The following is a 24,827-nucleotide window of genomic DNA, read 5'->3' on the forward strand; positions in this document are numbered from 1 at the left end:
GATCGCCCTCCAGAGATACAGCGAAACGCTATATATAGCGTATGTATTTCATGATAGTATACTATATATGCTTATGTCAATTCTTGAAATTAATAATTTTAGTAGCATAACACTAGCGATAGTGTCCCATTCATGTTTATATACGCTATTTATGCCGTTAATGCACGAAAAATCTGCCCGAAACCATCAATTTCCGAGCAGATTTTTTACTAAGAGAACTACGCCGCCGCGCGGACTACGCGCGCCGCCATATACGCGTCAATTTTCGCTCGCGACCAGCCGCGGCGCAACAATTCATCGCGTAATCGCCCGAATAATGCCAAGCGAAACGCACGCGTCGATCCAATACCGCACTCGCGCACGATCTGCGCAAATGAACGCGTGCGGCTCATCTGGCGAAACGTGAGCGCGCTAATCCCCAAAATCTCTGCGCGTAATTCACCTTTGCGATCATGAACCGCTAGTAATTTATCAAATTGTGATTTGCGACGCTGCCGCGGCACGCCAAGCTGGCTTGCCCCAGGCATCGCAGAAGCAACCGCCGTCACCACCATTAGTGATGCAATTGTCTTGGTGGACATTTTCATGTTGTCGTCCTCCTTTCGTTTTTAGCATGAGCTTTGCTCATACTTCAAGTATACTACGTGAAAACGCGTGAAAAGAAAGTGGTTTTTGCAACAGATTTTTAGCAAAACTCAAGCATAAGCGTCTTACGCTTGCAGCAGATCGCAAACATTGCGCACCGGCATGCGGCGATTCTCGCCCGTCTGCATATCTTTTAGCGTTACGTCGCCCGCCGCTGCTTCATCTTCGCCGATCAGCACTGCGTAGCGAACGCCAAGTTTATCGGCATATTTCAACTTTTTACCGATTGCGACATCATCAACGTACGTTATCACCGGACACACCGCGCGCAGTTCATGCGCCGCATCAAGCGCGCGCGCCAACTGTACGGGACTAAGCGGCGCCACCATCACGCGTGCAAGCGTTTGCTGCGCCGGCTTAATAATCCCCGCTTCGCGCAATTTATAGAACAACCGCGACAGGCCGATCGAGATCCCCACGCCCGGCAACGACCGCTTGGAATAATTCGCCGTCAGATTATCATACCGCCCGCCCGAACACACGCTGCCGACCTCTGAGTGGTCGTTCAAACTCGTTTCGTACACCGTACCGGTGTAATAGTCCAAACCGCGCGTAATTGTCAAATCAAGCTTCACGCGGCGCTCCGGCACATGCATTGCACGCAGCGCTGTCAGCACCTCATGCAATTCACGCGCGCCCGCCTGGAATTGTTCGTTATTGATGCCAACCATTTCAAGTTTGTGCAGAATTTCGTCATTCTCGCCCTGAATCGTAATAAACTCTAACAAGCGCGCAACTTGCTCGCCGCTGCAACCAGCATCGTGCAACTCAGCCACCAAATCGCCGCGGCTGATTTTTTCAATTTTGTCGATAATCCGCAGCACGTCAGTCGCCGCCGCACTCAAGCCAAGTTCCTCAAAAAATCCATTTAGCACTTTACGGTTATTGATACGGATCGTAAACTCGCCAAAATCAAACTGCTCGAAAATCTCATTGATGATCGCCGGAAATTCCGCATCTACCACCGAACTATCGCTGCCGATTACATCAATATCGCACTGATAAAACTCGCGGAATCGCCCCGCCTGCGCCCGCTCCGCGCGGTGCACTTTGCCAATCTGATAGCGTCGAAACGGAAACGCCAGCTCGCCTTGATGCTGCGCAACATAGCGCGCAAGCGGTACCGTTAAATCAAATCGCAGGCTTAAATCGTTTTTACCGCGTTCAAACCGATAAATCTGCTTTTCGGTCTCGCCGCCGCCTTTGGCGAGCAACACCTCGCTCAGTTCGATGTCTGGCGTATCAAGCGGCGCGAAACCATAGCGCTCATACACCGTGCGGATAATCCCCAGCAATCGGTTAAACTCAATCTGTTCCGCCGGCAAATATTCATTAAACCCGCTCGGCAAACGCGGCGTCGTAATCTTACTCATACCTCTATTATGTCGAGGTTAGGGCGATTTGTCAAAGGATGAATTACATTATCTATCTCGTCATATTCTCAGGCTGGTCATCTGGAACAAATTCTAGCTGAATACCGCGTTTGTTACGAATGAACCGTCCATCCGCGATCGCGCCGATGGCGATTGCCCTGATGTAGTCTGGGTGTAAATACACTGGGTTATCGGGCTGAAAGACCTGCCCTTCCTCGGTATTCACAAGAGACTCGGCGGGTCGATTTGGATCGTCGTTATCAAACGGACTAGCCATAATGATTGCCCACTCGGGAACATTATAATACGACTCGCCTTGCGCTACGCAGTAGTAGTTGCCTCGTATTATTTCAATATCTTCGCGCGAGAGATCGCCCCAGTACACCTTTGTGCCATCTGGTCGAAAATACGACGGGTCTTTGTGCGGAACGACGCGCGCATCACTCGATTGACCGGTATGATCATATTCCCTGATAATCTGTGGATTATTAGGAAACAAACTAATTTGCTCGTCCGGCTGATTTTCGTCAAACGGAGGCTTGAACCAAAATGAATCAGCGGGCTGCCACTCAGCCAACAAAGTTTCTCCAGCCTGGTCTTTGATAACAGCTGGCTTGAATAGTGCGCCCTGAATCTCCTCGGAGTTAATGCCCTTGGGCTTGATATACTTGAGCAGAATTGTCAGCACTTCTTCAGTATCTTCGCGCGCCACACTGTCGCTGATTTCACTAGCGATTTGCTGCCGACGTCGATAGTCATAGCGAGGATCGCCAAGCTCTAAAATATCGAGTTCTCCAATCATCATACCTACCAGCTGCTCAACACCAACTGACCGGCTATCTTCTCCGTTTTCAGCCCGTCGAAAACCTTCATTATACAAACTAGAGGCGTACTCCCAGAAGCATTTCACCACTTCAGGAGTATCCATTCCACGCTCTTTAACATACTTGGCTGCGAGATCTTCTGAAATGAATTGCCCCCACAAATAACCATGCCAGTTAGTCAAAGTCTTGTCTTGAAATAACCATCGAGTATAGGTTTCTAATGACGATGGAATATAGAGGTCGTCAGGGCTGTCAGGGTCGTAGCAAAACGCCTCGGCGGCACGTTTGTTCGAGAGTGGCGGATTATCCATCACTCCTTCTAGCTCTTTTAGCACATCAAACAGCGACTCAACATCGCCAATTTCAGTTGCGTCCGTCCAATCACTTGACGAAGACAAAGAAATTATATCAGCCAGATGACTATTAGGGAGCCTGTCAAGAGCAGCTAACAATTCTTTAGCTTCCTTGGCGCGGCGATTCCGCTCCGCACCGGCTTCATGCCGCAAAAATTCAGGGAAACCCTTGATAAAGTCATCGAATGCAGCACGTCGGCTTAAGGGTGAGTCTGACGATAGCTCATACTTATCGGGGTCGTATAAGTCTACTCTGTTAATCTCAAAACTACGTTTCTCTACAAAATCCTCTATAGACATAACGCTAATAATACCATAACTTGCTTCTAAAAGCAAAAAATCAAAGCCGGTAGTTAGTTGAACGAATCCGACGCGCATAACTTGACTATATCAGCAAAGTGTGTTATTATAAAAAGATATGGCACATGAGCGAGACGAATACTCCAGTAGATTAACTAGTGATGCGCACGAATATGCTTTGGGGCAGCCTCATTTTTCGAGCGAAGCAGCGAATTCTACGATAGGAGAGGTAGATATCGATGAAAATTCTAGTGCAGAAGCCACAAGAGAGAAAAGAGCATACGGGGCGATGTCCGCTATGGCAATCATTCATTCTTTTCGCGAGACGCTATCAAGCTCCGCGTACGTAAACACGACAGAGTCGGAGTGTGCTTATGACAACCAACCGCGCTTTCAGGGCGATACTACCGACCCATCTCAGCATGACCCGACGAATTTTAGGTATTTAGTTCATGCTTTGAATCCGGGCGCAAAGATGAGCGCTATGCGTATAGCGGTTGATTTTAGCGATCACATCGATTCTTCGCACGGCAACCAGTCAATAAACATGTATGAACAGCCAGAGAGAGTGGCGGAGCGCGTCTCTTTAAGTATGTCGCTGATTGATCAAGATCACACTGCTACATGGGGACGTGGAGGCTTGATAATTTCAGCGCCTGAAGAAAATATCGCTTTGACTTCGAGGACTGATGCCGGTGCGCATAATAACGACAAGAATTTTCTCTTGGAGCAAAGTGTTAGACACGGCGTAATGTCGGCGGAGCAATTGTTAGCTAGTACATCACCGCAGCAATACAACGAAGTTGTAGCTTTGGCGGACAACGACGGTAGTAAACTAGAGACGATAGGTTTTTTCTATAAGGTTACTTCCAAGGGCGAACCGGTTGATTTAGTGATTGCGCAGCAGATGCGGATGCATGCCGAACGGTTGGGTTTGCCGGTGGTAGAAATTCTACAGGAGAATAAACTGGGCGAAGATAGAGTCGATCGTAGCACAGACGATGACCAGAAATTACTTGCAATTGTATACGGCGGCGAGCGGTATTTATTGTCAAACTCGGATTATAGAATACTTGACGAGGCTAGTAGCTTCAGATTGCCTCGCCCGAAGAGGTGAGCGCTGCGCTTCAGTTTGCTGTTAATGCAAACAATATGACCGAGGCGGAAGCGCAACAGATACTGGATGATTACGCCGAAGTACGCGAGCGTCGAATGACGCCGACGGCTTATTATGACGACGAGGGTAATTTCGAAAAGATTGTGTATTATGATGGCTATGGCGACGATGAATTGAGAGTTACGCTTTATAATTCGGGGTATATCCGACGAGTAAATACAAAGCGGGAGAGCGAGAAGAGGAAGAGGGCGATGTTAGGTGGTTTTGTCCGTCGTGACACTCAAAGCCGTAGTATTCCAGTTCAACCGCATAAAGCTGACTCTATGGTGAAACGCGCCAAAGAAGGTTTAGACGAGGCTAAGGCAGATGAGTTGCAGCAATGGTACGATAGGTGTCGAGAAGCTATTGAGCAAAACTGGAGCGTATACGTGCAGAGACGCTGTAGAGAAAAATCAGTGAAGCTCAGCCCTAAAACTATATCTCAATTGAAACCCTTTAGACAAAAAAGTTGAGTTTTTGACCCGAAGATGCTATAGTCTAAAGTACTCGTCGTATTTCATTTGGTGTTTCGAGCCAGTATGTTGGGGATTCGCCAAGTGGTAAGGCACCGGGTTCTGGTCCCGGCATTCGGGGGTTCGAATCCCTCATCCCCAGCCAAGTGAAATATGATGAAAAACAGAATTTTGCGCTACGCTTTTTAGGTTAGTAGATCGCGTGTGCTACTTTCTATTTCTATTGAAGACTAGCCCGCGCGAACAAACCGCCAGAATACTCAACCATACGACACTTAGCACGGCATAAACACTAGACGGCAGTCGCGAAACAAGCGCACCAAACAAGGCAATCGACTCCCCAGAGAGCAATGCATACATGCTAGCGACAAACCATAATGTAGGCGCAACCACCGCCAGCACGCCAGAGAACCGCCGAACAGCACGCGGCAAATCCATCGACAGCAAAAAAGGCAGCGACATCAGCTCGACAGCGACGATTGCGACCGCGAGCCAGGTTTGTACATCGCTCGGCAAGCCGCCAAATGCGCCGGGAAACTTTTCAAACGCAAACAATTGCAGTACAAGTACCGCGACCGTCCACCACGCCAAACCAAACGCGGCATAATTCGCCCGTGTTGTAAAAAATTCTTTTGGAAAAATACTAGCTATAAACTGTTTCATATCTTTAGTATACCGTTTTTCCACATGATTTTTTCAAATTTGTCCAAAAAATACTTGCCACATACCGTAATTCCGTGTATTCTACAGATAGCGAAGTTACAAAAACAAACACCAAAACTTGTATCGATCGCTCTCCGATATATCCACCACAACATCCTAAATGCCCTGCTTTTTGCAGGGTGTTTAGGTTTCTGGGAGTGCACATAGTCTGCAAAAAACTCGGGCGAGATACACCCCGAAACCGAATGACCCCTAGTCTGCCTTGCGGCTATGTACTGCACGCCACGTAGCGATATTATCATGATGACCGCTCAGCAACACCTCGGGAACTTTCATGCCGCGCCATTCTTCGGGGCGCGTGTACTGCGGAAACTCAAGCGTTTCGCCATCACTGAAGCTTTCAATTGCCGCGCTGTTTTCGCCGCCAAGTACGCCCGGAATAAGTCTCACAATGCTATCGATAATCGTCATCGCCGGCAGCTCACCGCCTGTTAACACATAATCGCCGACGCTCAGCTCTTGATCGACAAGCGCCATAATCCGTTCATCATATCCTTCGTACCGTCCGCAGATAAAGATGTACCCGTGATCTTGCTCGCTATATTCTTGCGCAAGCGCCTGCTTCCAACGCATACCACGCGGCGTCATGATGACAACTTTTGCAGTTGGATCGTTTTCTTTCGCCTGCTCAACCGCCCGCCATAACGGCTCGACCATCAGAAGCATACCATCGCCGCCGCCATACGGCGTATCGTCAACCGTTCGACGCGGACCAAGTCCAAACTCGCGCAAATTAATCGTCGATAGCTCAACATAACCGTCCTTTTGCGCTTTCCACATCATAGAGTTGCCAAAGACACCGGTAAACATCTCAGGGAATAAGGTGACGATTTGGAATTTTCTCATAATTTATAGTATAGCAATATTTGACTAAAGCGTCTATTTATATTTTTAGTGTACTTGCGTATACGCTTACTTCATTGTTATATATAAGTAGCATTATTTGTATAATTTATTTTATAGCTATGTTTGTAAAAATATACGTAATATTATAAATTATACATTGCTACTTTCATCAAATAATCCTTACACGTCTTGCAAGCTGCGCCGCCAAAAATAAAATACTATACTCTTTTTTCACGCAACCAACAAAAAAGCCACTCCGCTAGATAGCAAAAGTGGCTTTCTTGCACAAATAAGTCTCTCAAACCATTTGTTGGTTCGCTCGCAATAAGAGCAATTTGTATGTTTTCTCGCAGTTCAAGGTTCTCGCATGAACTTACTTATGATTATATATCAAGGTCGTCTAGTTCCGCAAGCTCTTCGCGTGACTTTTTTGCGAATTTACTTGGTTCATCAGCACTGTTTTCCACAGTATCAGTAGTTGCACTGTCCACAGGTTCTTCGCTTGATACATTTGCTACTGCTTCGTCCGGGTTGTCGTTGTTGACAATTTTCAGGTTGTAGCGCGCGCTATTCTTCGTTCCGAGCGCCCGCAGTAGTGTCCGCAAGCTTTGCGCTGTACCGCCGCGACGACCAATTACACGGCCTAAATCTCCAGGATTAACCGTCAGCGTCAATAGCACGCCCTTCTCATCAACGATACGGTCAACCGATACATCGTCTGGGTGTTCCACCAAAGATTTTACGATATATTCTACAAATTGCTGGTCTATTGTCGACATATGCCCTCATGCCTCCTTTTCGGTCTTACAGGTTATCGTACTTTTTCAGTATACCACGGAACACAAGCAAAATAAAAAGCTCGCCGCTGTAAACTTTGGGCGAGCTTTTCGCACTTCAACTCTCTAAGTTAGGCTTCGGCGGCCTCGGACTCTTCTGCAGCGTCTTCTTTTGGCTGATTCTTACGCAACTTCTCGGCGTTTTTCACCGCTTTCGTTTTGTTGCCCTCAAACTCTTTTACCCAACCCGGCAACTTCACGCCAGCACTTTTGAGCAACTTAACAACACGCGGCGTCGGCTGTGCGCCATTATCCAAATATTTTTGCGCCAATTCAACATTAATATTTGAATCTTTAGTGTGCGGATTGTAGCTGCCGACATACGCGACCACGCGGCCGCTTGACGGATGGCGCTGAGCTTCTTGTACCGCCAGCCGGTATACCGGATAAGCTTTGCGGCCGAGGCGTTGCAAACGAATTGCGAGCATAAATGTAATATTCCTTTACTTCACTTTACAGGTTTACTCTTTTACTTCTTAGACATTCTACCGGATTTTACGATAAAAGTCAATCTGACTTAGCGCTTTTTTGCTTCGCATAGGCTTCAAGCGCTGCTTTTGCCGCTTCTTGCTGCGCCGACTGTTTGCTTGACCCAATCCCTTTGCCCATCAGCGTATCGTTGACATATGCGCCGAGCGTGAATACTTTATCGTGGTCTGGCCCCTCCTCAGAGAGAACCTTGTAAACCGGCGTTGCGCTATCAACCTGCTGGCTAATTTCTTGTAAATGGCTTTTTGGGTCGCGCCATGAACCCTCGGCAAGGATTTTATCAAGCTTCACGATCGTATACTTCTGTATAAACGCCGCTGCGTCATCGTAGCCGCGCTCTAAATAGATTGAGCCTATCACTGCTTCGTACGCATTTGCTAGAATCTGACGCCGCGCTCGATCTGAACCATGTTTCTCACCTTTACTCATACGCACCAATGGCTCATACCCCAACTCTCTTCCAGATTCTGCATTGCTAATCGTATTCACTAATGCCGCACGCCAGCTTGTCAGAATTCCCTCCGGTTCGCTATAGTGCTGAAACAGATAATCGGTCACGACCAGTTCAAGTACTGCATCACCCAAGAACTCAAGCCGCTCATTGTGCTCGCTTACCGATTTACGGTGCTCGTTTACATAGCTGCGATGCGTCAAAGCAGTAATCAGAAGTTGAATATCGCTATATTCAAATCCCAATTTCTGCTTCGCCCAGTCCTGATATGGTCCTGTCGGCATGCCTGACATTTATAACTTCTCCTCTCGTATACGTGTTTTTGCCTTTAACATTAGTTTTGCAATATCTTCATATTCAATTAAGTCGAGAGCTTCATTGAATGGAAACCACTTAATACCTTTCATCCAATCCTCTTTCTGAATTTCATCGCCGCTCGTACGGACGCGCACTAGATAGATTTGCGTTGTCATCAGTACGAGCTTATCAATCCGGCGGTACCGAAAATGAATTTTACCGAGCCATCCGAGCATATCAACATCATGCAATCCTGCCTCTTCGCCAATTTCGCGGCGCGCTGTTTGCACTGCAGTCTCACCCTCTTCAATATGCCCTTTCGGGATCGTCCAACGATCTTTGGCGTCTTGAATCAATAAGATTTCCAGCCCATTTACGCCATGGCGAAAGATCACGCCGCCACTTGTCGGCTCGCGTACAATTTCTTGAATCGATGCCGAACGCGAACGCGTCAAGTACTTGCGGATGTGATCAAATCTATTTTTGCTTTGTTGTTTCTTTGGCGGTTTCGTCATTATCCGATGCCCCCTTTACCAGCGTGCGGTATGCCGTACCAAGCACACCGTTCACAAACCGGCTTGAATTATCGGAACCAAACGCTTTCGCAAGCTCAACCGCTTCGTTGATTGCTACTTTTGGCGGCACGACATCGCTGCGGTATAGTAATTCGTACAGGCCGATTCGCAGCACCGTGCGGTCAACACGCGCTATCTGCGAAATCGGCCAATCTGGCGCAATCGGCTGCAGCGCCGCGTCAAGCTCCGCCTGCTTATCGACGACACCATCTGCAAGCTCTTTTACAAACGTAACGTCGTCAATCGCTGATTCGTACCGAACAATATCGCGCGCAACAATAGCCTCAAGCGTATCCGATGTGTCGCCCGCTTGCGTGCGGACTTCATATTCATACAGTGCCTGCAATGCGACAATTCTACCCAGATGCCGGTTTGATGCCATACGCGTCAGTTCCTTATTTAGTATTTTTCCTCTTAAAATAAGATTCTATTAACCTACTACTTCGCAGATTTTTGCTTCGCTGCTTTTACCGGCTCGCTCGTTTGATTATCTGCTAGTTGCGCCACCTGTGCGGTTGCCCGTTTATTCTTGCCGATATACACTCGCACCGGCGAGGTGCGGTTAACGCGCTTCGCGAGTTTCTCGACCAAGTGGCTGCGACGCAGACCAGTCTTGCGAGGACTTGATTGCTTCTTTGGCTGTGCCATGAAATATTCTCCTTCTCTCGGATTTCTTGTATAAACTTGAACTGTATTATACGCGAAAATGATGTTTTTCTCAAGTTACTTGACTAAATTGCCATTTTTATTATAAAATATTGACTTTTCATTATGCTTGTGTTATTGTAATATCTATGAATACATTACATGAACTATCCAACACAGAAAAATCAAAATCAACCGCAAACCGCGTCCTAGCGCTCGCGAAAAAGACAAGCGCTGAGATTGCTGTTCTCGCCACGCTGGCAACGGGGTTAGGAGCGTGCGGCAGCGAGACAGAAAGCGGCGAAGCAAAAGAGCCGCTATCACCAGAGACACAGGTTGCTCAAATTGTTGATAATTACATTAAAGACCCCGAAAATAACCCATTACCTGAGGGCGTTGAGATCGTGGAAGTAACTATAAAGGATGGCGACGGTTCCCAAAGCGCCGGTGAAAGGATTATAGCTGAGCAACAAAAATCGGGCAATTTTTCTAACGCTGATGCTAATAATGCACGAAGCACTTCAGCCGCTACGTCAATAAATCTATCAAGAAGCATAGAAAGTGACGGCAAAGGCGCTATGCACCCTGGAGATACAGCTTACGTAGCCGTCGGACGCATAAATGGTGACAAACTCATAGATGTCGCGAATTTACGATTAGAGCGAAAGGCTGAGGATTAGGCTAAATTACTATACTAATTAGCTTACCTTTCACATAAATCACTTTCTTCGGCTCGCCCACGACATAGCGCATGACACTTTCATCGCTCAGGGCGAGCTGTTTGATTTTATCTTCACTCGCGCCGGTTGCTACCTGTAATTTGGCGCGTACTTTACCATTGACTTGCACGACAATCGTCATCGTATCCTGCATAATTTTTGCATCGTCAAAATCTGGCCAATCAACGAAATCAAGCTGCGAATCATGCCCAAGTTGCCGCCACAGCTCAGCAGCCATATGCGGCGCAAAAGGCTGCACAAGCTGCACAAGCGTCTCAAGTGCCGACCGCCACGCAGGCGAAAAGCCCTCAGTTTTTAGTTTGTACAGATCATTCACATACTCCATCAGAGCGGCAATCGCCGTATTGAAGCTTAAGCGGTAAATATCGTCGGTAACCTTTTTAATTGTTGCGTGCGTCAAACTATCAAGCTTTTTTACGTTTACTTGCGCTGATTTATCGCTTTCGTCGTATTCTTGTACAAGCGTCCACAAACGATTCAAGAATCGATACACGCCAGCGATGCCGCGGCTCGACCAACTGGAGTTTTCGGTAATTGGTCCTAGGAACAACTCAAATGTACGAAGCGCATCGGCGCCATAGCCTTGATCAATAACATCAAGCGGGTCAACAACATTGCCGAGGCTTTTGCTCATTTTGCGCCCATCTTCAGCTTGAATTAGCCCATGATATACAAGCCGCTTAACCGGCTCGGCAAATTCTGTCAGCCCGAGATCGCGAAATACGTGCGTCCAAAAACGAACATAGAGTAAGTGCGCCGTTGCATGGTCGCCGCCGACATACATGTCGACCGGCGCCCAGTAGTTAACTTGTTTCGTGCCCCATGCGCATTGATCATTGTGTGGATCTGTGTAGCGTAATAGATACCACGAGCTGCACGCATAGCCATCCATCGTATCTGTTTCGCGCATTGCTGGACCGCCGCACTTTGGGCAAGTCGTATGCACCCAATCTTCTTGCGCCGCCAATACAGATTTACCGTCGCCGCGCGGCACAAAATCGTCAACATCTGGAAGTAGCACCGGCAAATCATGTTCCGGTACAGCTACTGCACCGTCAATCGGACAATGAACGATCGGGATTGGCGCACCCCAATAACGCTGGCGGCTAATTAGCCAATCACGCATCTTATATGTTGTCTTAGCGCGGCCAACACCTTCTTGCTCCAACCACGCAACGATCTGCTCGCGCGCGTCTTCACTCCGTGCGCCGTCAAACGCGCCAGAGTTTACGAGAATCCCCTCGCCATGATAACACTGCTTAGCACTCGCGTCGTCCTCGGGACGCTCAATGACTTCAACGACCGGCAGCTCAAATTTCTCTGCAAATGCAAAATCGCGTTCATCATGTGCCGGCACGCCCATCACTGCACCCGTACCGTAACCACCGAGCACATAATCAGCCACCCAGATAGGCATTTTTTCGCCATTCGCCGGATTGACCGCGTAGCTGCCGGTGAAAACGCCCGTCTTCTCTTTAGCGTCATTCGTGCGATCAATTTCAGTTTTTTTCACCGCTTCGTCAATGTATGCATTTACTGCCGCCTGGGTATCTCCGTCCGCTAGCATTCGCGCCAAGGGATGCTCAGGCGCAAGCACTAGATACGTCGCACCAAAAATCGTGTCGGGGCGCGTCGTGAAAACGGTAATTGGCGGAATATATTCAAAATCATATACCGCAACTACGCTATCTAGCGTCACATCATTACCGTAAAATTTCTGAAAATCAGCAAGCTTTTCATTATCATCGCGATAACTCTCATGTCCGGGCATATTATTCGGTACTTTTTTAAGCGGTAGTTTCTGAGCATTCGTAATTTTCGCATAACCAAACGATTCTACGGTATCACCGTCGCGCATCATAAGTTCAGCGACATCGCCCGCTGCAAGATTTTTTGCTCCTAAGCGAATCGTATTCGTCTTAGCGCCAGCCTTGATTTTCTCTGCTAACTCAGGCGTAAATTTCAGCGAATCAGACGGCTTACAGTCAATCAGGAAATTTACCTCCGCACCCTCGCTTTTGCCGATCCAGTTTCGCTGCGCTATTTTAATTTTGTCCGGCCAATCCATCTCGGGCAGCTCGGCGAGTAATTCATCAGCGTATGCCGTAATTTTGAAGAACCATTGTTTCATCGGCTTCTTGACGACCACAGAATCACAGCGCCAGCACTTGCCATCAATCACCTGCTCATTCGCAAGCACTGTTTTGTCTTTTGGACACCACCATTGGAGCGAATCTTTCTGATACGCGAGTCCGCGCTCAAATAGCTTCGTAAAAATCCACTGCGTCCACTTATAATACGCTGGGTCGCTAGTGTTAATTTCGCGCGTCCAATCAATGCTTGCACCAACGCGCTGCAGCTGATTTTTGAAGTTCGCAATATTTTCGGGTACGGTTTGTTTCGGCGACTTGCCTGTTTTAATCGCATAATTTTCCGCCGGCAATCCGAAGCTGTCCCAACCCATCGGATACAATACGTTATACCCAAGTGCCCGGCGAAACCGCGCAACCGTATCAACGATGGAGTGCTCCAAAAAATGCCCTGCATGCATACCTGCGCCGCTTGGATACGGGAACATACCCGTAATGTAGTATTTTGGTTTATCGCCAAAATCAACAGCGCGGTAGCGGGCATCATTCGCCCAGATTTGCTGCCACTTCGGCTCAATTTCAGATGGATTATAGCGTTTCATTAGCTATAGTATATCAGATTTTGCGCCGATCAGCAGAGGATAAAACTAGCTGTCGCCGCTTGACGACGCCGAAGAATTGCTTATATTCATTGCCTCGTTAAGACGTTTATTCCATTCGTCGGCATGTATCACTTCCGAGTCATTCGGCTTCGCAGTCGCCACGCCTTTCGAGAAATCGAATTTAGTGTGGCTCTTCGGCGAGAACCGTGCGTCAGACCCGCCTTCAATATCAAGCGCGCGCAGCTCGTGCGACCATGGCGATATCCACATTGTAAATTTCGTTTTACTGTGTCCGAGCACCGAATGTGAAGGTGCAGGATTGGCGTAGTTATCATCTGTATCGTCCGGCACTACAGAGGAATTATCGTGCGTTGATGGGCCGCAAGCTTTTATATCCTGCGCAATTGCCGTATGCGCGAATGCCTTGTTGAATTGCCGCCATGTCACTGGTTCAATCCATACCGTATACCCGACATTACCGTCCTTTGGCTGTGCCATACTTTCAATCATCACAAATGGATATTTGCGGTAAGTACTCACGATTTCCCTACGTTTTTTACTGTCTTTAAGACTACGTTTATAAACATTTTGTACGCACCGCGCCCGTTCTGCCGCGCGCTGATTATTCTTGTATAAATCATTAATCTCGTATCTCACCCACTTATTGCTCACTTTTTCAAGCTGATTTTTAGCGGACGCCGGCAATTCCTTGCTGCCCGTAAATGCACTCAGCGCTTCTGCGAGATTTTTAACTTTGAAATATATCGTGCCGTCGTCAGTCATGAGTGCAGACGCTTTCACCGAAGTATCACGACCGCCGACGCTCATTTGCAATGTAGCATTAGCATCAACACTTGGCGACGAATTCATGCCGGTATCAAGCGTCAACTTTTTGAACGAAACATCTTTCGCGCCGGCATCATATTTATAGTCCATAGTGATCTCTGTATGCGTCGAAAACTTATTCGCTGATTGCAGTTTCGTAATCGCGTCAAGCACGACATTTTCGGGGCGCTGATATATTGAGTACGCCAGCACGCCGCCGCAAATCGCGAGTAAGAACAGCACGCCGCCCGCGATACAGCCAATAATAATAAGCACTAACTGCGACGACGATGTGCGCGGCATGTATGGTATGGGCTGCTGCGGCAATGCCGGCTGCAATGGCTGCGGCGCTGGCTGAACGGGCGCGACAGGTTTCGATGATTCCGTGTTAGCTATCGCCTGTTCTGCGTTCGTGCTGGCAGTTGGTCGTTCTACATCTTTCTTCTTCGCGCGTTTCTGCTTCGGTTTCGGTTCTTTCTCTTTCGCCATAGTGTTTGCTCTCCTTACTTAAATTGCTGGAAAAACGCTTCTTTTTTCGCCATCCACTGCGCATCTTGGCGGACAAGTTTAACATCTTCTGTCATATTACACAATACTTTCACGCATTCTTCCAGATAAATCGTGTCCTGCGACCCCTTCACGAGCACAATCGCATTTCCCTGCGTCACCGAACGCACGAACTCGCCTGCTTCAATCGCATTCCGCGCAATATGAACCTGGCAACCGCGCCGCCGCGCCGCAGGAGCAATATAATGTTCAGACTCCGGACCAACGGTAACTACCCAGGCAAGTAAATTCGGATCGCACATTGAGCCGAGCTTTTCGTGCTCCATTTGGCTGCTTGCGCCAAGTTCGCGCATATCGCCGAGCACAACAATGCGTTCGGCAGCATCGTCAAACGAATAGAGCGTTTGGAGCGCGGCAGCGGCAGCGGCTGGACTTGAATTATACGTATCATCAATCACCGTAACACCGCCGATCCCGTGCAGAATATTCATGCGCCCCGGCACAGGCTTGATCATACTCAAGCCGCGCACAACTTCTTCAGGCGCAAACCCAAACATAATTGCAGCAGCAACCGCGCCCATAATCGGACGCAGGCTGTGCTCGCCCGCAACTTTGATCGTCGCCGGAAACGAACCGTACTCCGACGCGATAATCGTACCACTATAGCCGACATCAGCATCAAATCGCTGCGGCTCAAACCGAAACTCAGCGCTGCCAGACGTACCGTACGTACTGAAATTTGGATTGTTAATGAGATCCGCAAACCGCCCGTCGATATCATCGCGGTTGATGAGTCCGACTTTCGAAAACGACAACACCGACAATTCTTCTTGCGCCACTGCCTCAATCGTGCCAAAGAACTCCATGTGCTCTGGCGTCACCGCAGTCACAAGCGCAATATCCGGACGTAAGTATTCGCCAAACGCTGCCATATCGCCCGGATGATCAACGCCAAGTTCTTGGACGATAACATCAACATCAGTTGGCTGCCGAATCCGCCGCCGCGCCGCACGAAATACGCCGAACCACGAAAACGGATTTTTTAACTTCGTTGGCAAAGCAATACCGAGAATCGCGAGCGGTACCGACACTTCAGAGTTATGATTGCCTTCATGCATGCGCACGCGGTAGCGCTGTACGAGCAGATCGCCAAGTGCACGCTTCGTACTTGTCTTGCCAACACTGCCGGCAATAACAATGAGTTTGATTTCGGGGTGATACGCAAAATAGTCAATGACGTATCGCTTCATTTTCTTCAGGACATATTTTTTGAACATATACTTATGATACCGTATGTGGTAAAAATACGAAAATAAAGGCAAAAGAAAAACACCCTCTATACCATCCTAGAGCGTGCTTTTCTGGTGGCTCCTACTAGACTCGAACTAGTGACACAAGGCTCTTCAGGCCTCTGCTCTACCAACTGAGCTAAAGAGCCACACCTCCTCTATTCTACTAAACTCTCTTTGTTTGCACAATAGAGGAGAGCGTGCCATTATTCTGTCCGGTTTTCCTCAAGCGATGTTATCTTCTTAATCATCGGCAGCACAAGATAAACGCCAACGGCTGCCGCCGCAAGCAATCCGCCAACGATACAATAATATGTCAGTGTAAGCGTTGGCTTAACTGTGTTTGAAAGCGACGATAAGAATATAGTCGAAACCCACACTCCCAAACCAGCCGCCACAAGCGATACGCTCACGAGCGGGATAAGCGACTCAATCATCACAATCTGCTTTAATTGTCCAATCGTCATACCGCCGAGGCGCAGTGTCAAGAGCGAACGCCGGCGCTCCAGCAATCCGCCAATTGTCGATACGATCATACTGCAAACCGCTACTGACATAGTCAAACCGATACCAGTATATGCCATTTCGGCAAAACTTTTAACCACCGGACTGATGTGCGGCTGCTGTGCGTACGTGCCGCTGATAATATAACGATTCGCGGTTTGCGAACTATTCTCTGCAATAAGCGTACGCAGCGCGTCGATATTGTCATTGCTATTCAATGCCACCATATACGTTGACAGCGTCGCGCCTTTATCAACAGCATCGACTGTCGCAACCGTTTTAACCACTTTTTCGTTAAAATTCACCACCGCATACTCTTTATTGTCTGGACAAATGTGGCGCGTATACACGGGCAGGGCTTGGCACGGAATGTATGAGTTGTCATCTTTACGATACACTTTTTCGACCGACCTTACATAGCTCTGCGAACGTAGTGTCTCAGCCAAATCATTTCCTGCCGGCTCAACCATAACGAGCGCCGTATCTTTTTTAAGCTGTGAATAACCATTATCGTTCACGGCGTCGGCATTTAGTTTATCGACGCCGCCAACTGCTGTGAGGTAAAAACTACCCGCAAAGAGTGCTAAAACCACGCCGCTCACACTACGGAACACCTGTTTTGATTGGCCAGAAATTCGCCTACCTGCGATAAGCGTTGACGGACGTGCCGTGAAGCGGGCGGCAACGCGAGACAATATATATGTTAGCCACGATCCCGCCAGAACCAAACCAAACATCACAAGTACAATACCGCCCATCAACGCCAGCATTGGCATCATAGCATCATCTGCACTTTTTACCCATTTTACACCCTCCGGCAGCGTCATCCAGACAAAGATACCGAGTCCAGCGAGCAATGGAATTACGCGCCATAACCGCGGTTTTTTCGCGACTTTCTGCTTGCGCGCCACACCAAGCGGCGACGTTTGCACGTGGCGCATACCCCACCAGTTTGCCGCCAGGCTAAGCACGAGTGTCAGACCGACAATCAACGCGTATTGCCCCCAGCCAACGACCATGTCCTGCGACATAAAACGCATATCGTCAAATTTATATTGCTGCAAGAGAGGCAATGTTACTAGATACGCCAACGAGCCGACAACGACTCCGGCGAGCGTTGCGATAAATGATTCAAACAAGAGAATCTTCGTCACTTGGCGCCGCGTACCGCCGATTAGTCGAATTGCTGCGTAACGCTGCTCGCGCTGCGCACTTCCGAGCTGCGTCGCAACCGCTACAAACATCACGATCGGAAAGAGTAAAACCGTACCGCCAACTGCAATAAGCGCTAATCCTACCGCGCCAAACCCCGCTCTCATACCGCTCGTGTCAAATTTATACATGTCAACAAACATGCTCTGTCCATAATCATCTTTTGCGGCTGCTTCATCGGCATTCGCCCCGCGAATGACAGACAACGAGTCGGGCGACGATTCAAGCGATGCCGGAATCGTTCCCAAATACTTTGTACCATAGCGTTCACCGATACGATCCTCCGGACGCTCTTTGGCGATTTTTGCCAACGCTTCCGACAAATAATACTCGCCCGGCGCCGGCGTCTTTATTCCGCCTGGCAACTTCAGCGCATGATCTCCTGCCGCATAGACCGACATTACATCAAACTCTTTGTCGTGCCATTTGTTGAGATTACCAGGCATATACAACGACGCCTTTAACGGCGACACACCAGGAATTGGTTTTTGATTATTCTGCTTAGCATTAAATACCGCAAAACGCCAGTCGACATGCTGCGCACGACCCATCAAGCCGTTCGTACCTGCCGTCAGCGCCAATAGAACAAAAAGACCAAGCGCGACTGCCGCCGCCGTCAGGCTGAGACGCCCAATTGATTGGCGGCCAGATTTTTTGAACAACAGCCAACTGATACTCATTTTCGCCCTCCAGCAATTTGCCCGTCGCGAACAATAATCTCGCGATCGGCATAGGCGGCAATCGTCGGCTCATGCGTCACCATAATGACCGTCGTGCCATTATCTTTCGCGGTTTTGATAAACAACTCCATCACCTTCTCGGAATTGAGCGAATCAAGCGAACCAGTTGGCTCATCAGCAAACAATACTTTCGGCTCAATCACCATCGCCCGCGCAATCGCCGCCCGTTGCGCTTGCCCGCCCGACAATTCGCCCGGCAAACTCTCCTCTTTACCATTCAATCCAACCTTATCAATCCACGTATTAGCACGCCGATACGCCTCTTTACGGTCAACGCCGTTCAGCAACAGCGGCAACGCCACGTTATCATGAACTGTCAGTTCCGGCACAAGCTGTCCGAACTGAAATACAAACCCAAAGCACGTACGGCGCAATTTAGAGCGCTTATCGTCACTTAGTTTATCAATGCGTTTTCTATCAAGCATAATTTCACCGCTATCCACACTGATGATTGCCGCCAAGCTATGAAGTAACGTCGACTTACCAGAGCCGCTCGGACCCATAATTGCCAGTACTTCACCTGGAAGCACGTCAAGCGATACGCCGCGCAATGCGTGGGTTTGCCCATACGACTTTTTGATGTGTTTAGCGCTAATTATTGGTTGATTCATGTAATATTTCCTCCTTTAATTTCATTAAGCGCGAAATCGTCAATTCAATCCAGCGCAGATCTGCTTCTAGATGATACAGCGCGTAATCAATCAACAGCATGTCTGATAAATCACTGTTGCGGCGTCGGTTCGTCAACTCCCGCATTCGCTGGACATGAGCTTTGCGCTGGTTGTCAAGGTATGGAGCAGCATCGCCGTCTTTCAGGATCGCTAACACTGTTTTGACGTACATTGTCGCCTGCAGCTGCGGCGACGGTGCTTCAGGTGATTCTAGCCAGGATTGCAAATCATTTTTACCTTGTTCGGTGATAGCGTAGCGAACCCTGTCCGGACCGCCCGATTCGCTCGTGTCTGCAATTTCTTCTACCTTATTATCGCGCTTCAGCCGCGCGAGTGTCGAATAAACTTGACCTGCCAGAATTGGCTTGTCCTTGCCAAAATACCCATCGTATCTCTTCTTTAACTCATACCCGTAATTTGACCCTTCTGTCAAAAATCCGAGCAATACATATTGTGCATTCATAATTTAACTATACACCCAGTTATTAGTTTATGCAAGCTATTTTATACAAAAAATATACACCGAGTGTATAAATATAGAATATATGCTTTCATCAATGAAATATACGAAAATAAAAAACTACTGTCACGAAACAGTAGCGAACTATGTTTTTCACTTAGATTACAGCTATTATCAATGGTCTGGTGCGGGTAGAGGGAATCGAACCCTCGTCTCATGCTTGGGAAGCATACATAATAGCCGTTATACGATACCCGCAAATACCTTTCATTATTATACTACATAGCGCAGAGGTATTGAAATCAATCGGCAAGTTCGCTATAATGATATGTAGAAATCCTATGCGGGTTTAGCTCAGTTGTTAGAGCGCTTCCTTGCCATGGAAGAGGCCAGGAGTTAGAGTCTCCTAACCCGCACCACAAACGAAATCATTTGATTCAATGAACCCTTTCCAGGGTTCATTTAGCTTATAAGATACTTTTGACCCCTTAAAAGTATCTTTTTTAATGGGTTCAATTATAAAGTTAGAGAAGAATATTTTTAAAAGCTGGTCCAGCTCACTCATGTCATCAAGTTTTTCAAAAATAACAGGGAAAAACTCAAAAAGTTTGAGATATTCATCAAATGTAATTAAGGAGTCCTTTAATAAGCGTCTTTGACTGACTATTAGCTCATAACGCTGTTCTAATTCCTTTTGCTCATCAAGAAGCTTGCCAAGATTGTAATAGTCTTTTAGCTCGGGGCTCTCTAATATGAGCGCTTTTGTTTGCTCATACTGTTGTTTTTTAAGCGCTAGCCTCCGTTTTAGGCTAGATACCTCACTAGTGAGCCTAGTGCTTTCATGCTTCATGGACCTTTCGGCACTTGATTTAATAACCAAATAATTACTCTTTTTAATGAATAAATATTCTTTAAAGAATACCTCCGCTGTATCAATAATAGTTTTTGCACGAATTGACTTTCCATTTAAATTGCAATATCTGTTTTCACATTTATAGTAGTATCTGTAGTCATATTTTTCACCCGTTGTCTTATTTCGCTTATTCGTAACCATTGAGGTCATAGACTCGTTACAAGCCCCACAAATGACTCTACCTCTAAATAAATTAGCAAATATCTCACCACCTTTTGGCTTATTGATAGCATAAACTTTAGAGGAATCCAAACTATCAATTTTATTTATTTTTAAATATTCATCGACAGTAATTACGCTCTGAAAATCATACTCTTCTAATAAATTTTTGTAGTGTTTACCCCACTTTAAAACACCAGCATAAAATGGGTCTTTAAGGGTCTTTGAGACATCGTCCTTGGACCATTTATGACTTTGGTAAGGACCTCCTGCACGCTTCTGAACAGTATAGGTTTGCTCATTAATCCACTCTCTAATATCTTTTTGAGACTTGCCGTTTAAAGCTAGTTCAAACATGTGCTTAACCTTTGTAAAGTTTTTTGGGTCAGGTTGGAAAAAGCGATTTGAATCTAGTATATAGCCGTGCTTAAATTTACCGATAAATTCAGCATCCTCTATAGCCCTTTTATTACCACGGTCTACTGATTCGGAGAGATGCTCAGAGTATTGTTTAGCCATTACAAACGTGATGCCAAGCAGCATCTTGCCCGCTGGATTATTTTCAAATGTAAATGTCGCAAACCTTAAGTCCTTAATTAAACCTCTGTCTACTAGGTCGATAATAACACCCGCCTCTTTCATATTTCGTGATAGACGGTCAGGATGCCAAGCTATCAAGCCATCTATCCTTCCATTTTCAATATCATCTATAAGTTTATTAAATTCATCGCGTGTATCTGCAATTTTAGCAGAAAAGCTTTCCTTGTATATCTTTTTGATACTTAAGCCATTTGGTGTAATAACTTTATCTACACACTCCTTTATTTGGTCTTCTATTGATGAAGCTTGCCTGTCTTCACTTGTAGTAGATTTACGAGCGTATAATCCATACTGTACGGGCTTAAGTGAACTCTCATTATTTTCAGGACCGCTACCTGTAAGTTTATTTAGTAATAGCTTTACACTTGTAGAGTTGTTACTATTCTGCATAATCCCTATTATAAGCCCTTATCTATTGTTAGAGCTAATTTAGGCTATAGGAAATTATAAAAGAATCTTTATTCCTCTACTGACTACATAGCGCTGTTTATTTGATGTGGTATTTATTTTTTCATTTTGCTTATTAATATACCTGAATAATATATTAAGCAATTTTAATATGTTTTCATCGGCGAAAGCTTTTCGGTTAGACAAAGAGGACATCCGAGACTCCTTGAAGTAGCTACTTCAGTTAGTCCGCTAAAAGCCCCTTTTTTACCGAGTTGTTCTCGTATGCTTATTTTTATGTGTAAATCATGCTACCCGTTTTTTGCGCGGTACGTCTCCGCTATGTAGCCACATAAAATGCGGTAGTTTATTAATTACATCGTCTATTATATCAAAATTCAAATCTTACATCAAAATGATATAATGGATAATGTCTAGATTCACAACAGGGCTCATTTTATCCCGAAAATGGGCAGCCATTTGCTAAAAGCAATAGGGATAAAACCCTCGTTGTGGGTCTAGACAGCCAGCAGTGGCTGTCCTTTTTTAATAACTAAACGGGGGTATTATGAACAATACACAGCAATCATCAAATTCTAAAAAACAAAAGAACTACGTGCATACACGAGAGCAAAAGGGACATAGTATCATAAAACACATCTTATTATGTCTGGTCGGCGTCGGCTTCTTCACAATCCCATACTACACAATTAGCCCTAATCACTACTGGCACACTTAAAAAGTATTGGTAATTCTGCACCCAGAAATCTACCATTTATACAGCGGAATGGTGCTCTATCATACAGGGGGGGGTGATTCCCCCCCTGTAAAATTGTCTTGATATTAGTAATAGCCTTTGGCGGTTAGTTATATGGGTGTATACTTACCTAATAAATGATTGATAGTGATTGCTTATACTGCGCCGTACGTCTTTTTATTACTGGAGCTGGACCGGGGTAGTCCATAATGTATTCAAAAAGTTTAAGTAGATTCTGTAATTCTGCACCACGATCACTTCGGCGCTTAAGCGCCTTTTTGTTTACAAACGTCATGCCAACGACAACAATATTTAGCTAGGAGTAGCAGCGCCTACTTCTTTCCGCCGCGCAGCGCATCAATCAATTCAACCGGAAACAGCATCATTGTTTTTTGCGACGGCTCTGTTGAGATGCGTTCCAAGGTATTCAATGTGCGTAAGTTAATTGCACCCGGCGTTGTTGCTAAAATTTCAGCCGCCTCCGCCAAAGTCTTAGCGGCTTGTTTTTCACCGTCGGCATTGATAATATTGCTGCGACGTTCGCGCTCAGCTTCTGCCTGCTTCGCCATCGCCCGTTTCATGTCGCCCGGTAATTCAATGTTTTGAATTTTTACATTTTCGACATCAATACCCCATTTGTCTGTCTCGGCGTCGACAATCTCTTTGATTTGTTGCGAAATCTCTTCGCGCTTAGCGAGCAGATCGTCCATGTCGACATTACCGGTCACATCGCGCAAAGCAGCCTGCGCAAACTGGCTAGTAGCATAGATATAATTCGTCGTTTCAAGTACAGCTTTCGGCGCATTAACGACGCGAAAATAAACAACCGCATCAACGCCAACCGTTACATTGTCTCTAGTAATTACCTCTTGCTTCGGCACGTCAATCGGCGTCGAGCGTATATCAACTAGCGTCATCGTTTGAATAACCGGCAAAACGATACGAAGCCCTGGTTCGCGCACGCCAGAGAACCTACCAAGTGTCAGCACTACGCCGCGTTGGTATTGATTTACTACCCGTATACCACTCAACATCGCAATGAATACAAGTACGCATATGATGATAAGAATTTCCATACAACCCCTCCTTTTATTGCTTATAATTATCGCACGGTTCAATCAAAAGCACAAATATAGATGGTGCGGCGCTCTATTTTTACACCACGTATCGCGGTATAATACAAATATGGAGAGAATACCGCTCGCAGAACGAATGCGACCAAAGAGCTTAGACGAGGTGATTGGACAAGGGCAACTGCTCGGCGACGGCGAGTTGCTGCGCCGAATCGTGACACAGGGCGAACCGGTCAGTTTGATTTTTTGGGGTCCGCCGGGCACAGGAAAAACGACGCTAGCACGTATTATCGCGTGCGAAGTGAACGCGGAATTTATTGAACTCAGCGCCGTCACAAGCGGTAAAAAAGACGTTGAAAAAGTAATTAAGCACGCGCGGCAAAATTGGAATTTAGGTTTGCGCACGATTTTGTTTGTCGACGAAATTCACCGCTTCAACAAAGCGCAACAAGACGCGTTCTTGCCGCACGTTGAGTCAGGGCTGATTACCCTGATTGGCGCCACGACCGAGAACCCCAGCTTTGAGGTCATTCCCGCTCTATTAAGCCGTACGCGCGTGCTTGTATTGCAGCCGCTTGCAAAAGATGAAATTATTGCAATTCTGAAGCGCGCGCTAAAAACGCTTGGCAAATCAAAGCAAATCACACCGAAAGCGCTAGACTATCTCGCAGAATTATCTAGCGGCGACGCACGCGTAGCACTCGGAAATCTTGAATTAGCACTCGGTTTTGGTGAAAAAATTACACCCGATATCGTAAAAGCGGCAGCACAAAAGAAAATTCCTGGCTATGACAAAAAAGGCGACACACACTACGACGTGATTTCAGCGTTCATCAAGTCGCTGCGCGGCAGCGATGTGCAAGCGGCGCTCTATTATCTCAGCCGAATGATTGATGCCGGCGAAGATCCAAAGTTTATCGCGCGGCGCATGATAGTTTTCGCTTCTGAAGACATTGGGCTAGCGGGCAATGGCGCGCTTGCGCTCGCGGCGGCAACATTCCAAGCGGTTGAACGCGTCGGGCTGCCGGAAGCGAACTATAATTTATACCACTGCGCTGTCGCTTTGGCGCGCAGCCCGAAATCGCGCGAAATCACCGACCTAATGCATGCCGCCAAAGATCTAGCGAAACAATTTCCCGACGCGCCTGTACCGCTCCATATCCGTAACGCGCCGACGAAGTTGATGAAAGATCTCGGCTACGGCAAAGATTACAAATGGCAAGCAGGCTTTCGGCACGAGAAAGGGTTTTTACCCGATGAAATCAGGTCAAGCTGCTAATCAGTTAGTGCATATATATTCAATCATGCGGAT

23 protein-coding genes and 4 tRNA genes are annotated in these 24,827 nt (G+C 47.0%); 6 read left to right on the forward strand and 21 right to left on the reverse strand.

The genetic code is table 11. The features are described 5' to 3' along the window. Nucleotides 1-218 precede the first annotated feature (218 nt). The 3 genes from SEML1_RS02880 to SEML1_RS02890 all read right to left on the reverse strand — a co-directional run bounded on the left by SEML1_RS02880 (nucleotide 219) and on the right by SEML1_RS02890 (nucleotide 3,573). The gene (locus tag SEML1_RS02880; RefSeq protein ID WP_146477281.1) at nucleotides 219-587 is read right to left on the reverse strand and encodes a hypothetical protein; all 369 of its coding nucleotides are present in this window, start codon (nucleotides 585-587) and stop codon (nucleotides 219-221) included. Between the two features lie 123 nt (nucleotides 588-710). Beyond that, on the reverse strand, nucleotides 711-2,018 hold the full coding sequence (hisS, locus tag SEML1_RS02885) for a histidine--tRNA ligase (RefSeq protein WP_376753742.1): 1,308 nt from the start codon (nucleotides 2,016-2,018) through the stop codon (nucleotides 711-713). A gap of 52 nt (nucleotides 2,019-2,070) precedes the next feature. Next, a complete protein-coding gene (locus SEML1_RS02890) occupies nucleotides 2,071-3,573 on the reverse strand; it encodes a hypothetical protein (RefSeq protein WP_376753743.1) in 1,503 nt (500 codons plus the stop codon). 40 nt (nucleotides 3,574-3,613) lie between these two features. Here SEML1_RS02890 and SEML1_RS02895 point away from each other — a divergent pair, with 40 nt between their 5' ends. The 3 genes from SEML1_RS02895 (at nucleotide 3,614) to SEML1_RS02905 (ending at nucleotide 5,269) form a co-directional block, all read left to right on the forward strand. Continuing rightward, nucleotides 3,614-4,612, forward strand: a complete 999-nt coding sequence (locus SEML1_RS02895; protein WP_376753744.1) for a hypothetical protein — start codon at nucleotides 3,614-3,616, stop codon at nucleotides 4,610-4,612. 35 nt (nucleotides 4,613-4,647) lie between these two features. Next, nucleotides 4,648-5,124, forward strand: coding sequence for a hypothetical protein (locus SEML1_RS02900; RefSeq protein ID WP_376753745.1), 477 nt, complete (start codon nucleotides 4,648-4,650; stop codon nucleotides 5,122-5,124). Between the two features lie 70 nt (nucleotides 5,125-5,194). Beyond that, nucleotides 5,195-5,269, forward strand: a tRNA-Gln gene (locus SEML1_RS02905). A 62-nt stretch (nucleotides 5,270-5,331) separates the two neighbouring features. On the opposite strand, the gene SEML1_RS02910 is transcribed toward SEML1_RS02905, so the two are convergent. The 8 genes from SEML1_RS02910 to SEML1_RS02945 all read right to left on the reverse strand — a co-directional run bounded on the left by SEML1_RS02910 (nucleotide 5,332) and on the right by SEML1_RS02945 (nucleotide 9,989). After that, nucleotides 5,332-5,787 carry a hypothetical protein gene (locus SEML1_RS02910; RefSeq protein WP_376753746.1) on the reverse strand — a complete coding sequence of 152 codons (456 nt, stop codon included), beginning with the start codon at nucleotides 5,785-5,787 and terminating at the stop codon, nucleotides 5,332-5,334. A gap of 252 nt (nucleotides 5,788-6,039) precedes the next feature. After that, nucleotides 6,040-6,693, reverse strand: a complete 654-nt coding sequence (gene trmD / locus SEML1_RS02915) for a tRNA (guanosine(37)-N1)-methyltransferase TrmD (RefSeq protein WP_376753747.1) — start codon at nucleotides 6,691-6,693, stop codon at nucleotides 6,040-6,042. Nucleotides 6,694-7,076: 383 nt separating this feature from the next. Further along, nucleotides 7,077-7,472, reverse strand: coding sequence for a KH domain-containing protein (locus SEML1_RS02920; RefSeq protein ID WP_376753748.1), 396 nt, complete (start codon nucleotides 7,470-7,472; stop codon nucleotides 7,077-7,079). A 128-nt stretch (nucleotides 7,473-7,600) separates the two neighbouring features. Next, on the reverse strand, nucleotides 7,601-7,957 hold the full coding sequence (rpsP, locus tag SEML1_RS02925; RefSeq protein WP_376753749.1) for a 30S ribosomal protein S16: 357 nt from the start codon (nucleotides 7,955-7,957) through the stop codon (nucleotides 7,601-7,603). 79 nt (nucleotides 7,958-8,036) lie between these two features. Continuing rightward, nucleotides 8,037-8,753, reverse strand: coding sequence for a ribonuclease III (rnc, locus tag SEML1_RS02930; RefSeq protein ID WP_376753750.1), 717 nt, complete (start codon nucleotides 8,751-8,753; stop codon nucleotides 8,037-8,039). A 9-nt stretch (nucleotides 8,754-8,762) separates the two neighbouring features. Further along, nucleotides 8,763-9,281: an NUDIX hydrolase gene (locus SEML1_RS02935; protein ID WP_376753751.1), complete on the reverse strand. Its 519-nt coding sequence runs from the start codon at nucleotides 9,279-9,281 to the stop codon at nucleotides 8,763-8,765. Next, the gene (gene nusB / locus SEML1_RS02940) at nucleotides 9,244-9,723 is read right to left on the reverse strand and encodes a transcription antitermination factor NusB (RefSeq protein WP_146477265.1); all 480 of its coding nucleotides are present in this window, start codon (nucleotides 9,721-9,723) and stop codon (nucleotides 9,244-9,246) included. The genes SEML1_RS02935 and nusB overlap by 38 nt, the downstream gene beginning before the upstream one ends. Nucleotides 9,724-9,779: 56 nt before the next feature. Then, entirely contained in the window at nucleotides 9,780-9,989 is a 210-nt protein-coding gene (locus SEML1_RS02945; protein WP_376753752.1) for a hypothetical protein, read from the reverse strand. A 146-nt stretch (nucleotides 9,990-10,135) separates the two neighbouring features. On the opposite strand from SEML1_RS02945, the gene SEML1_RS02950 reads away from it, so the two are divergent. Continuing rightward, complete coding sequence (locus tag SEML1_RS02950) at nucleotides 10,136-10,666, forward strand: hypothetical protein (protein ID WP_376753753.1); 531 nt, start codon at nucleotides 10,136-10,138, stop codon at nucleotides 10,664-10,666. Between the two features lies 1 nt (nucleotide 10,667). On the opposite strand, the gene leuS is transcribed toward SEML1_RS02950, so the two are convergent. The 8 genes from leuS to SEML1_RS02990 all read right to left on the reverse strand — a co-directional run bounded on the left by leuS (nucleotide 10,668) and on the right by SEML1_RS02990 (nucleotide 19,884). Continuing rightward, nucleotides 10,668-13,418 carry a leucine--tRNA ligase gene (gene leuS / locus SEML1_RS02955; RefSeq protein ID WP_376753754.1) on the reverse strand — a complete coding sequence of 917 codons (2,751 nt, stop codon included), beginning with the start codon at nucleotides 13,416-13,418 and terminating at the stop codon, nucleotides 10,668-10,670. 45 nt (nucleotides 13,419-13,463) lie between these two features. Next, on the reverse strand, nucleotides 13,464-14,732 hold the full coding sequence (locus SEML1_RS02960; protein WP_376753755.1) for a hypothetical protein: 1,269 nt from the start codon (nucleotides 14,730-14,732) through the stop codon (nucleotides 13,464-13,466). Between the two features lie 14 nt (nucleotides 14,733-14,746). Further along, entirely contained in the window at nucleotides 14,747-16,027 is a 1,281-nt protein-coding gene (locus tag SEML1_RS02965) for a Mur ligase family protein (protein WP_376753756.1), read from the reverse strand. Between the two features lie 85 nt (nucleotides 16,028-16,112). Next, nucleotides 16,113-16,188: transfer RNA gene (locus SEML1_RS02970), tRNA-Phe, on the reverse strand. Between the two features lie 57 nt (nucleotides 16,189-16,245). Continuing rightward, nucleotides 16,246-18,435, reverse strand: a complete 2,190-nt coding sequence (locus SEML1_RS02975; protein WP_376753757.1) for an FtsX-like permease family protein — start codon at nucleotides 18,433-18,435, stop codon at nucleotides 16,246-16,248. Then, the gene (locus SEML1_RS02980; protein WP_376753758.1) at nucleotides 18,432-19,106 is read right to left on the reverse strand and encodes an ABC transporter ATP-binding protein; all 675 of its coding nucleotides are present in this window, start codon (nucleotides 19,104-19,106) and stop codon (nucleotides 18,432-18,434) included. The genes SEML1_RS02975 and SEML1_RS02980 overlap by 4 nt, the downstream gene beginning before the upstream one ends. Further along, nucleotides 19,087-19,629 carry a PadR family transcriptional regulator gene (locus tag SEML1_RS02985; protein ID WP_376753759.1) on the reverse strand — a complete coding sequence of 181 codons (543 nt, stop codon included), beginning with the start codon at nucleotides 19,627-19,629 and terminating at the stop codon, nucleotides 19,087-19,089. Before SEML1_RS02985 ends, SEML1_RS02980 begins: the two co-directional genes overlap by 20 nt. A 180-nt stretch (nucleotides 19,630-19,809) precedes the next feature. Then, nucleotides 19,810-19,884: transfer RNA gene (locus SEML1_RS02990), tRNA-Gly, on the reverse strand. A gap of 85 nt (nucleotides 19,885-19,969) precedes the next feature. Between SEML1_RS02990 and SEML1_RS02995 the strand changes: the two genes are divergently transcribed. After that, a tRNA-Gly gene (locus SEML1_RS02995) sits at nucleotides 19,970-20,045 on the forward strand. On the opposite strand, the gene SEML1_RS03000 is transcribed toward SEML1_RS02995, so the two are convergent. Next, complete coding sequence (locus SEML1_RS03000; RefSeq protein WP_376753760.1) at nucleotides 20,033-21,688, reverse strand: recombinase family protein; 1,656 nt, start codon at nucleotides 21,686-21,688, stop codon at nucleotides 20,033-20,035. The genes SEML1_RS02995 and SEML1_RS03000 overlap by 13 nt on opposite strands. 1,086 nt (nucleotides 21,689-22,774) lie before the next feature. Next, nucleotides 22,775-23,518, reverse strand: coding sequence for a slipin family protein (locus SEML1_RS03005; protein WP_376753761.1), 744 nt, complete (start codon nucleotides 23,516-23,518; stop codon nucleotides 22,775-22,777). A gap of 109 nt (nucleotides 23,519-23,627) precedes the next feature. On the opposite strand from SEML1_RS03005, the gene SEML1_RS03010 reads away from it, so the two are divergent. Next, entirely contained in the window at nucleotides 23,628-24,794 is a 1,167-nt protein-coding gene (locus SEML1_RS03010) for a replication-associated recombination protein A (protein ID WP_376753762.1), read from the forward strand. Nucleotides 24,795-24,827 lie beyond the last annotated feature (33 nt).

The organism is Candidatus Saccharimonadaceae bacterium ML1 (genome assembly GCA_030253535.1).
In the GTDB taxonomy this organism is placed as follows: Bacteria; Patescibacteriota; Saccharimonadia; order Saccharimonadales; family Saccharimonadaceae; genus Saccharimonas; species Saccharimonas epibionticum.